13 protein-coding genes are annotated in these 12140 nt (G+C 62.8%); 8 read left to right on the forward strand and 5 right to left on the reverse strand.

Going from position 1 to position 12140, the window contains the following annotated elements:
• Positions 1-10: 10 nt before the first annotated feature.
• The 4 genes from A7A77_RS01820 to A7A77_RS01835 are packed head-to-tail and all read left to right on the forward strand — an operon-like array spanning position 11 to position 2948.
• Complete coding sequence (locus A7A77_RS01820; protein WP_082835833.1) at positions 11-841, forward strand: helical backbone metal receptor; 831 nt, start codon at positions 11-13, stop codon at positions 839-841.
• On the forward strand, positions 838-1812 hold the full coding sequence (locus A7A77_RS01825) for a FecCD family ABC transporter permease (protein ID WP_066553387.1): 975 nt from the start codon (positions 838-840) through the stop codon (positions 1810-1812). The genes A7A77_RS01820 and A7A77_RS01825 overlap by 4 nt, the downstream gene beginning before the upstream one ends.
• A complete protein-coding gene (locus tag A7A77_RS01830) occupies positions 1809-2579 on the forward strand; it encodes an ABC transporter ATP-binding protein (RefSeq protein ID WP_066552689.1) in 771 nt (256 codons plus the stop codon). The genes A7A77_RS01825 and A7A77_RS01830 overlap by 4 nt, the downstream gene beginning before the upstream one ends.
• 33 nt (positions 2580-2612) lie before the next feature.
• Positions 2613-2948 (forward strand): hypothetical protein, encoded by a 336-nt coding sequence (locus tag A7A77_RS01835; protein WP_156500320.1) that lies wholly within the window; start codon positions 2613-2615, stop codon positions 2946-2948.
• On the opposite strand, the gene thpR is transcribed toward A7A77_RS01835, so the two are convergent.
• Together thpR and A7A77_RS01845 are read right to left on the reverse strand one after the other, a co-directional pair.
• Entirely contained in the window at positions 2935-3471 is a 537-nt protein-coding gene (gene thpR, locus A7A77_RS01840; RefSeq protein WP_066552691.1) for an RNA 2',3'-cyclic phosphodiesterase, read from the reverse strand. The genes A7A77_RS01835 and thpR overlap by 14 nt on opposite strands.
• 22 nt (positions 3472-3493) lie before the next feature.
• The gene (locus A7A77_RS01845; protein ID WP_066552692.1) at positions 3494-4273 is read right to left on the reverse strand and encodes a helix-turn-helix transcriptional regulator; all 780 of its coding nucleotides are present in this window, start codon (positions 4271-4273) and stop codon (positions 3494-3496) included.
• A gap of 197 nt (positions 4274-4470) precedes the next feature.
• Here A7A77_RS01845 and uvrA point away from each other — a divergent pair, with 197 nt between their 5' ends.
• From uvrA to A7A77_RS01860, 3 genes are all read left to right on the forward strand, one after another.
• A complete protein-coding gene (uvrA, locus tag A7A77_RS01850) occupies positions 4471-7404 on the forward strand; it encodes an excinuclease ABC subunit UvrA (RefSeq protein ID WP_066552694.1) in 2934 nt (977 codons plus the stop codon).
• 86 nt (positions 7405-7490) lie between these two features.
• Positions 7491-7958 carry a CHRD domain-containing protein gene (locus A7A77_RS01855; protein ID WP_082835834.1) on the forward strand — a complete coding sequence of 156 codons (468 nt, stop codon included), beginning with the start codon at positions 7491-7493 and terminating at the stop codon, positions 7956-7958.
• Positions 7959-8048: 90 nt separating this feature from the next.
• A complete protein-coding gene (locus tag A7A77_RS01860; protein ID WP_066552697.1) occupies positions 8049-8360 on the forward strand; it encodes a hypothetical protein in 312 nt (103 codons plus the stop codon).
• 124 nt (positions 8361-8484) lie between these two features.
• Here A7A77_RS01860 and A7A77_RS01865 read toward each other — a convergent pair whose 3' ends face one another.
• Positions 8485-9009, reverse strand: coding sequence for a YybH family protein (locus A7A77_RS01865; RefSeq protein WP_066552699.1), 525 nt, complete (start codon positions 9007-9009; stop codon positions 8485-8487).
• Positions 9010-9162: 153 nt separating this feature from the next.
• Here A7A77_RS01865 and A7A77_RS01870 point away from each other — a divergent pair, with 153 nt between their 5' ends.
• On the forward strand, positions 9163-9576 hold the full coding sequence (locus A7A77_RS01870; RefSeq protein WP_066552701.1) for a hypothetical protein: 414 nt from the start codon (positions 9163-9165) through the stop codon (positions 9574-9576).
• Between the two features lie 3 nt (positions 9577-9579).
• Here A7A77_RS01870 and A7A77_RS18295 read toward each other — a convergent pair whose 3' ends face one another.
• Positions 9580-10143 (reverse strand): septal ring lytic transglycosylase RlpA family protein, encoded by a 564-nt coding sequence (locus tag A7A77_RS18295; RefSeq protein WP_245638357.1) that lies wholly within the window; start codon positions 10141-10143, stop codon positions 9580-9582.
• 770 nt (positions 10144-10913) lie between these two features.
• Positions 10914-12131: an argininosuccinate synthase gene (locus A7A77_RS01880; RefSeq protein WP_066552703.1), complete on the reverse strand. Its 1218-nt coding sequence runs from the start codon at positions 12129-12131 to the stop codon at positions 10914-10916.
• Between the last annotated feature and the right edge of the window lie 9 nt (positions 12132-12140).

Consider the following 12140-nt stretch of genomic DNA (forward strand, 5'->3'; position numbering starts at 1 on the left):
GTTCCTGACGATGCGCACGGGTGCGATGACGGGGTTGGCTGCCTTTGCGCTGCTGTCCGCCTGCGCCCCCGCGCCATCAGACGGGAAGAGCGAGGCGGTGCCATCCCCCACTTTGCGCATCGTCTCGCTCAACCCCTGTGTCGATGCGATACTTGCCGAAATCGCGCCGGAAAATCTCGTCGCGGTTTCGCACTTCAGCCGCGATCCGCACAGCGCTTCGATGGATGTGGCAGTCGCGCGTCGCTATCCGGCAACGTCGGGCAGTGCGGAGGAAGTCGCCGCCCTGGCTCCCGATGTGGTGGTTGCAGGCACATTTCTGCCGCCCGCGACCGAATCCGCGCTTCGCCGCATGGGATTGCGCGTTGTGAAAACCGGTTCGATCGCCTCGGTCGGGGATGCGCGAACGCAAGTGCGCGATCTGGCCGCGCTTGCCGGGCGCGATAAGGCGGGTGAGGCCTTGATCGCCCGGATCGACGCGGCTCTCGCCGCTGCCGCTCCGCCAGACGGTGAGGCGCCTGTTTCCGCACTTGTCTGGCAGGCAGGGGGACTGGTTCCGGGTGAAGCCACCTTGGTTTCCGACCTGCTCTCGCGCACAGGCTTTACCAACTTCTCTGCCGGGCGCGGATTGGGGCAGGGGGCGATCCTTCCGCTGGAGGACGTACTCGCCGACCCGCCGCCGGTGATTTTGAGCGCAGGTGACGGGCGGATGCAGAATCATCCGGCACTGGCGGCAATGGGTGCAGACCGCGCGGAATTCGATACGCGGCTGACATGGTGTGGCGGGCCGACAATTCCCGCCGCCGCCGCGCGCCTGGCGCAGATCCGGAGCAGCCTGAGATGAGCCGCCTTTGCCTCGTACTATCGGGCCTGATCGCGCTGGCCCTGCCGCTTTCTTTGCTGGCCGGTCGCGTCTGGATCGCGCCATGGGCGGAGCCGGTGCCCCATGCCGCGACCATTCTTGCCGAACTGCGCCTGCCTCGCGGTACTCTTGCGCTCGTCATCGGCGCCGGGCTGGGTGGCGCGGGTGCGGCGATGCAGGGTTACCTGCGCAATCCGCTGGCCGATCCGGGTCTGTTCGGCATTGCGCCGTCCGCTGCATTCGGTGCGGTCATGGCCTTGTTCCTTGGCATTGCAGGCATTCCGCTGGTGCTGCCAGCCTTCGCGCTGATCGGTGCGGGCGGGGCGATGGCGATGCTGGCGGTAATCGCGGGGCGGGGCGGTATCGGCATGGGCGGCGGGATCGCGCTGTTCACGCTTGCGGGCCTGATGATCGCCAGTCTTGCGGGCACGCTCACCAGCCTTGCCATATCGCTGTCACCGAACCCCTTTGCCACCAGCGAGATCGTGACGTGGCTGATGGGCGCGTTGACGGACAGGAGTTGGGCCGATGTCTGGATCGCAGGGCCGCTGACACTGGCGGGTTTGGTCGTGCTGTGGAGTACGGGGCGCTCGCTGGACGCGCTGACGCTGGGTGAGCAGGCGGCGCTGTCGCTGGGCGTACAGGCGAAGCGGCTGCAGTGGTGCATCGTGCTCGGCATCGGGCTTGTTGTCGGTGCCGGTGTGGCGGTTGCGGGGATTATCGGTTTCGTCGGTCTGATGGTGCCGCACATCGTTCGCCCGTTCACGGATCGCCGCCCATCCAGCCTGATCCTGCCGAGCGCGCTGGCGGGTGCCTTGCTGGTGCTGGTCGCGGATACGTTCTGCCGGGTGCTGCCGATGGCGACCGAACTGCGGCTGGGCATTGCGCTGTCGGTTCTGGGTGCGCCGTTCTTTCTGGCCCTTCTACTACGCCTGCGCAGGACTCTGGCATGATGCTTTCGGCCGAAAACCTGACTGTCCGGCGCGGGGCTGCCAAAGTCGTTACGGAGGCATCATTTGCTCTCGAACCCGGTCGCCTGACGGCCATTGTCGGACCGAACGGTGCGGGCAAGTCCAGCGTGCTGGCGGCGCTGGCGGGCTTGTTGCCGGCGTCCGGCAAGGTCATGCTGGACGGTCGCGACATAACGACAATCGCACCACGCGAGCGGGCACGGACGATCGGTTTCCTGCCGCAGCAGGCGGAGGCCGCGTGGGACGTGTCGGTGCGCACGCTGGTCGGGCTGGGACGCCTGCCGTGGCGCTCCGTTCCCGGCAGGCCCGCCCGCGCGGACCGGCAAGCCGACGAGAGCGCGATCGAACATTCGCTGCAGGTGATGGAACTTGAAAGCCTTGCCGAGCGGCCTGTCTCCCACCTTTCGGGTGGAGAGCGGGCACGAGCGATGATGGCCCGTGTCCTTGCCGGACAGCCCGCATGGATACTGGCCGATGAACCGCTCGCCAGTCTGGATCTGGCGCACCAGCAACGCCTGATGGGTCAGTTGCGGGCAGAGACCGATGCCGGTCGCGGCATCGCGGTTGTCGTCCACGATCTGGCAACGGCGATGAACCGTGCGGACCGGGTTATCGTGCTGGATCGTGGCCGGATCGTCGGCAACGGCGTGCCGGATGTCGCACTCAACGAAACGCTCGTTAGCGAGGTATGGCAGGTCCGGGTACAGTGGACAGGGGATAGCGGACACCGCGCGCTGATTGTCATTTGAACCGCAAGCAATGGTGCGGCAATATTGCGGGTGGTGAAACGTCTTCTGCCCTTGCTGGCGCTGGTGCCTGCGATTGCTGCGCCCCCTGTGCAGGCGGGTGAGCTTGCGCGTTCCGATCCCGCGCGTCCCAGCGTCGCCGATATCCGCAAACGCAATGCGCTCGACTGCACGTTCCGGCTTACCAACGATTATGTGCAGGACATCATCCTGATGCAGGATACGACCTTCTCTCCCGATGCGTGCAAGGCATCATGCGCACGCTTTGCCGAAGATGCGGTCGTTTCGATGCGCGATGCGGTCTATGTGCTGCGCTACACTTGCCACTACCGCGACGGGCTGGTCGCCGACGTCGATCTCAAGCAAGGGTGAAGCGCACCACCGGTTCGTAATACGATCCTGATCGGGTCAGGGTGCTTTCGTACAGCGTGAAATGATCGACCCGCATCGGCCCCGCGGCAAAGTCCCCGTGCCGGGCCAGCCATCCGCCCGGATCGCCGCTTGAACGATTGAGGCGGGCCAGCGTGACATGCGGGGTGAAGCGGCGCGTCTCCGCCTCCAGTCCAGCCGAAACGCAGGCGCGCTCGACCTTTTTCTGCAGGACAGCCAGTTCCGGGCAGGGGGCGACACCGGCCCAAAGGGCGCTGGGCCAGTGCTTCCGCTCGAAATGGCCGACGCCGCGAAAGACAAGATCGAAGCCCGGCATGTCCAGCCCGCCCAGCGCATCGGCAATATCGTTGGCCAGCGGTGTATCGACTTCGCCGATGAAGCGCAGGGTCAGATGAAGTTGCGTTTCGTCCTGCCAGCGTGCGTTCTCGATACCGTCCATCATGTCGAGCATCGCATTGATTGCGGCACTACACGGGCGGATGGCGACGAAGAGGCGGTGGCTCATGGCGGCAATGCGTAGAACGGTATCAGATCAGGCCGTAGCGATACCCCTTGGCAACAGCCTCTGCAATCGTGCGCGCGCCAAGCCGGCGTCGCAGGCTGGCAAGGTGCAGATCCACGGTAGGCAGCGAGACGCCGAGATGATGTGCGATGTCGGCGCGCATCTTGCCTTCCGAAGCGTGTTTCAGGCAATCAAGCTCCCGCGAGGACAAGGCAATGTCTGCGGCTTCGAATTTGGCCAGCAAGGCAGGCCGAAGTCTGTCCATCAGCGCCATCGCCGCGATTTCAAGTTTCATCATCTCGTTCCGAACGATGGCGGTGTCTTGCGCTTTGCCGCCGAACAGGAATGCAAAGTGCCGGTGGCTGCCGGGAGCAGCGGGCAAGTCGCTGGAACCGAGGATGACATGCGCGCTTTCCATGCCATGATGCATATGACGCCCGACTACGTGAGCCGTTTCAGGGGCAATGTCCCGCAGCATCCGGGCGACGTTTTCATCCTGAACGAACCGGGCAACGGCCCGACCGTCGCGTAGCAAATCCCACCCCTTGAGGATGTAGTCATGCTGACCCAGCTCTCGCGCGTAGTATTCCTCCGCCCATTCGTCAGACATGTTGGTTGCGTGATGGCCGACCGAATCGATCATTCCGTCCCGCACTACGAAAGTGCCGAAATTGCAGTATTCGATGCCCTTGTTCTGAAGAAAGCTGAAGAAGGCCGACTTGGCATGTTCGCCAAAATCCAGCGGCGACATGGTGCGCGATTTTTCGCCGTGCAGAAATGACAGGAAATCGTGAAGTTCGTTCACAAGTCGACTGAGCGCCCCAATTAGTCATTCATAAGTAATAGTTTGCAGACGAAAGTCGAGCCTTTGGTTCTATCGGATGAGCTAAGCAGTTAGCGGGGCGGTTGAGATCGCACGGCGCTGACCCCACATGGCGTCGATGGCCAAGCGGGCGCACGCGCCTCTTTACATGCCGGAACAAAAATGGAACACGTCAGATCATGGCACTGACCACGATTTCCGTGCGCGGCGCGCGCGAACATAACCTGAAGGGTATCGACATCGATCTGCCGCGCGACGCGCTGATCGTGATCACCGGGCTGTCCGGTTCGGGCAAGTCCAGCCTTGCCTTCGACACGATCTATGCCGAAGGGCAGCGTCGCTATGTCGAGAGCCTGTCGGCCTATGCGCGCCAGTTCCTTGAAATGATGCAGAAGCCGGATGTCGAGCATATCGACGGGCTGTCACCTGCCATCTCGATCGAACAGAAGACGACCAGCCGCAACCCGCGCTCCACCGTCGCCACCGTGACCGAGATCTACGACTATATGCGCCTGCTCTGGGCGCGCATCGGCGTGCCTTATTCGCCGGCCACCGGTCTGCCGATCGAGGCGCAGACCGTGTCGAATATGGTTGACCGGGTGATGGAGCTGCCCGAGGGTACGCGGCTCTACTTGCTCGCGCCCGTCGTGCGCGGGCGCAAGGGGGAATACCGCAAGGAACTGGCCGAGTGGCAGAAGGCGGGCTTCACCCGCGTGCGCATCGATGGGGAGATGTACGCGATCGAGGCGGCACCCGCTCTCGACAAGAAGTACAAGCACGACATCGAGGTCGTGGTTGATCGTATCGCGGTAAAGCCAGGTATCGAGACACGGCTGGCGGATTCCTTCGAGCAGGCGCTGAAGCTGGCCGAGGGGCTGGCCTATGTCGATCTGGCCGATGGTGTGGTTCCGGGGCGAGAGGCCGAGGAAAAGGGCGCGAATGTCTCCGGTGGCCAGATGAAGGGCGCCGGCATTCCCGCCAATCGCATCGTGTTTTCCGAAAAGTTCGCTTGCCCGGTTTCCGGCTTCACGATCGAGGAAGTCGAGCCACGCTTGTTCTCGTTCAACGCGCCGCAAGGGGCCTGTGCCGCCTGCGACGGGCTTGGTGAGAAGCTGCTGTTCGATCCGCAACTCGTCGTCCCGAACGAGGCGCTGAGCCTGAAGAAGGGCGCGGTCGTGCCGTGGGCCAAGTCGAACCCGCCGTCGCCCTATTACATGCAGGTGCTGGCCAGCCTTGCCCGCGAATACGAATTCGAACTGACGACGCCGTGGGAAAATTTCGACAAGGAAATCCGCGAGATCATCCTCTACGGCACCAAGGGGCGCGCGATCCCGCTGACGTTCAAGGACGGGCGCAAGGAATACACGGTCAACAAGCCGTTCGAAGGCGTGATCGGCAATCTCAACCGCCGTATGCTCCAGACGGAATCCGCATGGATGCGCGAGGAGTTGAGCAAGTACCAGACGGCGCAACCTTGTGAGGTATGCGAAGGCAAGCGCCTCAACGAGAAGGCGCTGGCGGTGAAGGTTGCGACAACCGACATCGCGGTGCCCACGAAGATGAGCGTTGCCGATGCGAAGGACTGGTTCCTAGCGCTGCCGGACAGCTTGAACGACACCCAGAACCAGATCGCGCGTGCGATCCTGAAGGAAATCAACGAGCGCTTGGGTTTCCTCGACAATGTCGGGCTCGATTACCTGAATCTGGACCGGACCAGCGGCACGCTTTCAGGGGGCGAGAGCCAGCGCATCCGGCTTGCCAGCCAGATCGGCTCGGGGCTTTCGGGTGTGCTCTATGTCCTCGACGAACCGAGCATCGGCCTGCACCAGCGGGACAACGACCGGCTGCTCGAAACGCTGAAGCGGCTGCGCGACCTTGGTAACACTGTCATCGTCGTCGAACATGACGAGGATGCGATCCGCGCGGCGGACCATGTCGTCGATCTTGGCCCCGGCGCCGGTGTGCATGGCGGAGAGGTCGTGGCTGAAGGCACCCTGAAACAGGTGCTAAAATCGAAGAAATCGCTCACCGCGGCATACCTCAACGGCACCCGCGAAATCGCGGTGCCGAAGAAGCGGCGCAAGGGCAATGGCAAGGACATCACCGTGCATGGCGCGCGGGCGAACAACCTGAAGAATGTCACCGCCTCGATCCCGCTTGGTACCTTTACCTGCATCACGGGGGTTTCAGGTTCGGGCAAGTCGAGTTTCACGATCGACACGCTGCACGCCGGGGCTGCGCGCACACTGAACGGCGCGCGCGTCGTGGCGGGCGCGCATGACAAGATCACCGGCCTCGAACACTGTGACAAGGTGATCGAGATCGACCAGTCGCCCATCGGCCGCACGCCGCGTTCCAATCCTGCCACTTATACGGGGGCGTTCACCAATATCCGCGACTGGTTTGCCGGTCTGCCGGAAGCGCAGGCGCGCGGGTACAAGGCCGGCCGCTTCAGCTTTAATGTAAAGGGTGGACGGTGCGAGGCTTGTCAGGGTGACGGCCTCATCAAGATCGAGATGCACTTCCTGCCTGACGTCTACGTCACGTGCGAGGAGTGCCACGGCAAGCGCTACAACCGCGAGACGCTGGAGGTGAAGTTCAAGGGGCTGTCCATCGCCGACGTGTTGGACATGACGATCGAGGACGCGGAAGAGTTCTTCAAGGCCGTACCCCCGATCCGCGACAAGATGCACATGCTGAACGAAGTCGGCCTCGGCTACGTCAAGGTCGGACAGCAGGCGACGACACTTTCCGGCGGCGAGGCGCAGCGCGTGAAGCTGGCCAAGGAACTGTCGCGCCGGTCGACCGGACAGACGCTCTACATCCTCGACGAGCCTACGACGGGCCTTCACTTCGAAGACGTGAGGAAACTGCTCGAAGTGCTGCACCGGCTGGTGGAGCAGGGCAATTCGGTCGTGGTGATCGAACACAACCTCGATGTGATCAAGACTGCCGACTGGATCGTCGATCTGGGTCCGGAAGGCGGAGTTCGTGGCGGCGAGATCGTGGCCGAGGGCACGCCGGAACAGGTCGCGGAGAATCCGGCTAGTTTCACCGGGCAGTATCTCGCGCCGATGCTGGGGAAACAACCAGTACCGGGGAATGAGCAGTGAGGCTGCGGAATAGGGCCGGGAGGCAGTCCGTGTTAGGATGTCCTCTTGAAAAAGGCCCATAGGTCGGAAAACGGAGTCGCCAAGTCATGAAAACCGCAATCATTGTCGCCGCCATCGCCCTGTCGGGGGCCGTTCCGGCATTCGCGGGTCACCACGAATCGATGGGGCAGGGTGCAGCAATGGCCGACGGGCATTCACAGATGCTGATGGCCGGCTTGCTCGGCTCCAATGAAGTGCCCGCCGGTGACACCGATGGCCGGGGCCAGTTCATGGCCTGGCCGAATGCCGAAGGTCAGCTCTGCTATCGCCTGATGGTGACGAATGTCGCCACGGCGACCATGGCCCACATCCATGCGGGCAAGGCGGGTGTGAACGGGCCCGTCATCGTTCCTCTGACCACTCCGGCAGGCGGCAAGTCGGAAGGCTGTGTGGCGCTTCCGGCTGCGACGCTGGGCGCCATGACTGCAACACCGGGAGACTTCTATATCAACGTCCATAATGCCGAGTTTCCCGGCGGTGCAGTCCGCGGCCAGTTGATGAGCCACGGCATGTAGCAATACCCACCTGAACTGGTTTTATTCTCGGTTTACGGGCCTTTAACCACAGGCTGGCACGGTGCCCCTTCGCATGCAGGGGGCGTAGCCGTGAGTGATTTTGCCAAGAAAGTGATCGTGTTCCTCATCTTCGCGGTAATCGCAGGGACGATCTCTTTCACTTACGCGCGGATGCTTCGTGATGAAGCGGACAAGTACGGCGGCGGCACTGACGGGATCGAGATGGTGCAGTGCGTCAAGCAATTCGAAAAGCGTCTGCCGAGCAAAACTGCTGCGGAAAGCGCGTGCGAATGCACCATCACGGAATTCAAGCGCCGTAAGCTGGAACTGACCGACATGCTGACGGGCGACCGGCCCGAGATGCAGAAGATCGCCGATTCCTGCATCGCGATGGCTTCCTGAGTTAGCCAGCATCGGCAGCGGGAAAAGCACCACGGCCCTCAGGGTGTGACTTTCGTATGGGGATGCCGCCGGCTGCCACCTCTGCTTCCGGCATCCCCAATGCACCTGTGTCAGGTGCTGTCGATCAGGTCGCGGCGTCTGCCCCTTCCGGATCCGCCGCAGCATCCGATACCACTGCCGTGTTGGAATCGACCAGCAGCTTCCAGGTTCCTTCTTCCTTGTGCCAAAGCGACTGGTTGAATCCTGCCTCGCTCTGCACCGCGCCATCGGGTCCGGTATGGGTATAGGTGTAGTTCGAAATGGTCGTGGCATAATCGCCGGACGCCGAAACCCAGCCATCTGCCATCGCGATTTGCACCGAACTCGCCTTGTCGGCGATCATCGCGTCGAACCCGCCGCGAATAGCCTCGATCCCGTGTAGAACAGGCATGCCGCCGCCGGCGAAGGTCGCATTGCTGGCATAGATCGCGGTTGCCCCTTCGGCATCGTCGCTGGCGAAGGCGGCTTCCTGCGCTGCCTGTACCTGTTTGATCGCGTCGATTTCGGCCGCGGTGTCGACCGCCGGTGCGGCTGGCGGCTCCTGATTGCAGGCGGCGAGGATCAGGAACGGTGCGATCGCAGGAACGATCAAGTGCTTGGAACGGAACATTGCATGCTCTCCCTCGCGCGACCCGGGGACGCGGAGGAAGCGCCTCTTGATGGGCGGTGTCAATCGGGCAATGTATGAGCGGTGCGCAAGGTAAGACGGACTTTACCAACGTGCGCTAGGGATCGCATCGGATCAGGTACTTTGGAGACGGGAATGGCGCGGATCGGATTGTTGGGCGCAGGTACTGTGGTGCTGGTCTCGCTGGCGCTGACGGGTTGCGAGGATCCCAAGCCGGGCCTTGAAGACGAGGTGCGGGTGGAGAAAGTCGTCAGTTGCAAGGATGCGATCGGCCATTTCGCGCCGACGGAGCGCAAGAAGGAGCAGCTTTGCGAATGCACGACGGCCAAGCTGGCATCGCAAGGGCTGACTGTGGCGGACCTGTCAGGGGCGAAGCAGGACCGCGCTATGGAACAGCTCCGCTGGTGTCTGGCGCAAGTCGGGCTTGGCCGGAAGGTTCAGCGACCTGCAGCTGAAGTCAGCGAAGCGCCGTCAGATGAACAGGCCGAGCCTGAAAGCGAGGCAACGGATGCGCCGGTCGAGGCCGAGGGTGCGGTCGCAGCCGAATAAGGCCTAATCGTTCAGAAGGGCGAGCGAGACACGATCCTGTCCGCGCGCCTTCATGCCGATGGCGTCGGCGGCGGCTTCGGACAGATCGATCACGCGGTTGCCGTGAAACGGGCCGCGATCGTTGATGCGCACGGTGATGGTTTTCCCGGTGCGCTGCGACGTGACGCGCACCATACTGCCGAAGGGCAGGGTGCGGTGGGCAGCCGTGAATTCGGTTGGGTCGAAACGTTCACCACTGGCCGTGGGGCGGCCGGCAAAGCGATTTCCGTACCAGCTGGCGTTGCCGATACCCAGTTCCTCGGCGATGTCGGCGAACTCGTCAGTGGCAACTTCTGGCTGGGCAAAATCGATGTCTTCGCTGCCCATGCCGGGGAGTGTGCTGCCCGGCGAAGCGATATCGGTATCGAAGCCGGGGCCGACGACTTTCATATCGTCCGAAACGGCGAGCGCCGCCGTTGCCGGAACGAGGGTCGCCAGCGCGAATCCGATTGCCAGTCGCGACACGCGCCGACGGCGATCGGTCAAGCGGATCTGGCGTCCGAAGCGGTTCAGAGATGTCCCGTCCATGCGCCGCTTATAACACGGGAAGTTAAGCGTTTGGTTTCGGCCCGTCTTACTTCCGCCACAATCGAACCGGGTTATGGGAACGGTCACTGCGTCGCGTGATCTCGCGAGCCGAATCGAAAACAGCAGCCGCAACGCAAATGGGGCCGGCATCGCTGCCGGCCCCACTCTCACCTGCGCGTGGTCCCAGGGGGGAACTTGGCGCCCGGCGTTTCGGCTCTCGTTCCATGGGGTTCGAGTGCCTATGTCGCCCGGCGCTCGCGCCGGCATCCGGATCCATCCGGGGGGTCGGTTCGGCTCAGAAGGGCGTTCCCTTCTCCCGTTCCGTTCTCTTCCGGATCCGAAGCCGCATTTCCATGCTGGCCCGTCGCTTCACCCGATTTGGCGCCGTTCATGAGAACTTTTGCCATTTCGTCCACGTCGGTCCGGAAATCCGGCCAATGCCGAAGCTGCCTTTCGCGCCTTTCCGTCTTTCCTCATCCCCGATCCGAAGATCGGGCACGCTGGTCCGTCGGTATGTCGCGCGGCCTTCACCGGCATATCGATCGGTTTCGGAAATTCCCTTGCCGTTTCAGACCCTTCGATCCGGTCCGGCGGGGTTCCTTCCCCGTTCGACAAGCCAAAGGTGACTCCGCTGGGCGAGTCGTTCAAGCAGGCGAACGGAAACTTATCCACAGAATGCGCAAATGGCGGTGGACAACGGTGGACAAAGCCGTCATTCGGCGCGGTTTCGCCGCACCCGCGAATGATTCGAGCAGGTGCAGCGCGGCTTGTCAGCGGCCTTGTTTGGCAAGCAGCTTCAGGCGAAGCGCGTTGAGCTTGATGAAGCCTTCCGCGTCCTTCTGGTCATAGGCACCGGCATCGTCCTCGAACGTCACGTGGCGTTCGGAATAGAGTGAGTTGGGCGACTTGCGACCGACGACCGAGACCGAACCCTTGTAGAGCTTCAGGCGAACGGTGCCGTTCACGCTAGCCTGCGAGTGGTCGATCGCGGCCTGCAGCATCTCGCGCTCTGGTGCGAACCAGAAGCCGTTGTAGATGAGCTCTGCGTATTTCGGCATCAGCTCATCCTTGAGGTGCGCCGCGCCGCGATCCAGCGTGATCTGCTCGATCCCGCGATGGGCAGCCGCATAGATCGTGCCGCCCGGCGTTTCGTACATGCCGCGCGACTTCATGCCCACGAAACGGTTCTCGACAAGGTCGAGACGGCCGATGCCGTGATTGCGGCCCAGCTCGTTGAGTTCGGTCAGCAGCGTTGCGGGCGAGGTTGCCTTGCCGTTAAGCGAAACGCCGTCGCCCTTCTCGAACCCGATTTCGATATATTCGGGCGTGTCGGGCGCGTCCTCGGGGTTCACGGTGCGTGAATAGACGTAGTCGGGGGTTTCTTCCCACGGATCTTCCAGCACCTTGCCCTCGGACGAGGTGTGCAGGAGGTTCGCGTCGGTCGAGAACGGGCTCTCGCCGCGCTTGTCCTTCGGCACCGGAATCTGGTGCTGTTCGGCCCATGCGATCAGCGCGGTGCGGGAATTGAGGTCCCACTCACGCCACGGGGCGATTACCTTGATATCTGGATCAAGCGCATACGCAGACAGTTCAAAGCGGACCTGGTCGTTGCCCTTGCCGGTCGCGCCGTGGGCGACGGCGTCAGCGCCGGTCTCGTGCGCGATCTCGATCAGGCGCTTGGAAATGAGCGGACGCGCGATCGAGGTGCCGAGCAGGTAGTCGCCTTCGTACTTGGCATTGGCGCGCATCATCGGGAAGACGAAGTCGCGCACGAATTCCTCGCGCAGGTCATCGATGTAGATGTGTTCGTCCGGGATACCCATCAGCTTCGCCTTGGCGCGCGCGGGTTCGAGTTCCTCGCCCTGGCCGAGGTCAGCCGTGAAAGTCACGACTTCGCAGTTGTAGGTGACCTGCAGCCACTTCAGGATGACCGAGGTGTCGAGGCCGCCCGAATAGGCCAGCACAACTTTCTTGATGGAATCGCTCATGCGCGCCGG

Origin of the sequence: Croceicoccus bisphenolivorans, assembly GCF_001634625.1 — a bacterium.
GTDB lineage: Bacteria > Pseudomonadota > Alphaproteobacteria > Sphingomonadales > Sphingomonadaceae > Croceicoccus > Croceicoccus bisphenolivorans.

Coding starts and splice junctions, on each gene's coding strand:
- A7A77_RS01820 (WP_082835833.1), top strand. CDS start 11: ATGCGCACGGGTGCGATGACGGGGTTGGCTGCCTTTGCGCTGCTGTCC.
- A7A77_RS01825 (WP_066553387.1), top strand. CDS start 838: ATGAGCCGCCTTTGCCTCGTACTATCGGGCCTGATCGCGCTGGCCCTG.
- A7A77_RS01830 (WP_066552689.1), top strand. CDS start 1,809: ATGATGCTTTCGGCCGAAAACCTGACTGTCCGGCGCGGGGCTGCCAAA.
- thpR (WP_066552691.1), bottom strand. CDS start 3,471: ATGAGCCACCGCCTCTTCGTCGCCATCCGCCCGTGTAGTGCCGCAATC.
- uvrA (WP_066552694.1), top strand. CDS start 4,471: ATGGCACTGACCACGATTTCCGTGCGCGGCGCGCGCGAACATAACCTG.
- A7A77_RS01855 (WP_082835834.1), top strand. CDS start 7,491: ATGAAAACCGCAATCATTGTCGCCGCCATCGCCCTGTCGGGGGCCGTT.
- A7A77_RS01865 (WP_066552699.1), bottom strand. CDS start 9,009: ATGTTCCGTTCCAAGCACTTGATCGTTCCTGCGATCGCACCGTTCCTG.
- A7A77_RS01870 (WP_066552701.1), top strand. CDS start 9,163: ATGGCGCGGATCGGATTGTTGGGCGCAGGTACTGTGGTGCTGGTCTCG.
- A7A77_RS18295 (WP_245638357.1), bottom strand. CDS start 10,143: ATGGACGGGACATCTCTGAACCGCTTCGGACGCCAGATCCGCTTGACC.
- A7A77_RS01880 (WP_066552703.1), bottom strand. CDS start 12,131: ATGAGCGATTCCATCAAGAAAGTTGTGCTGGCCTATTCGGGCGGCCTC.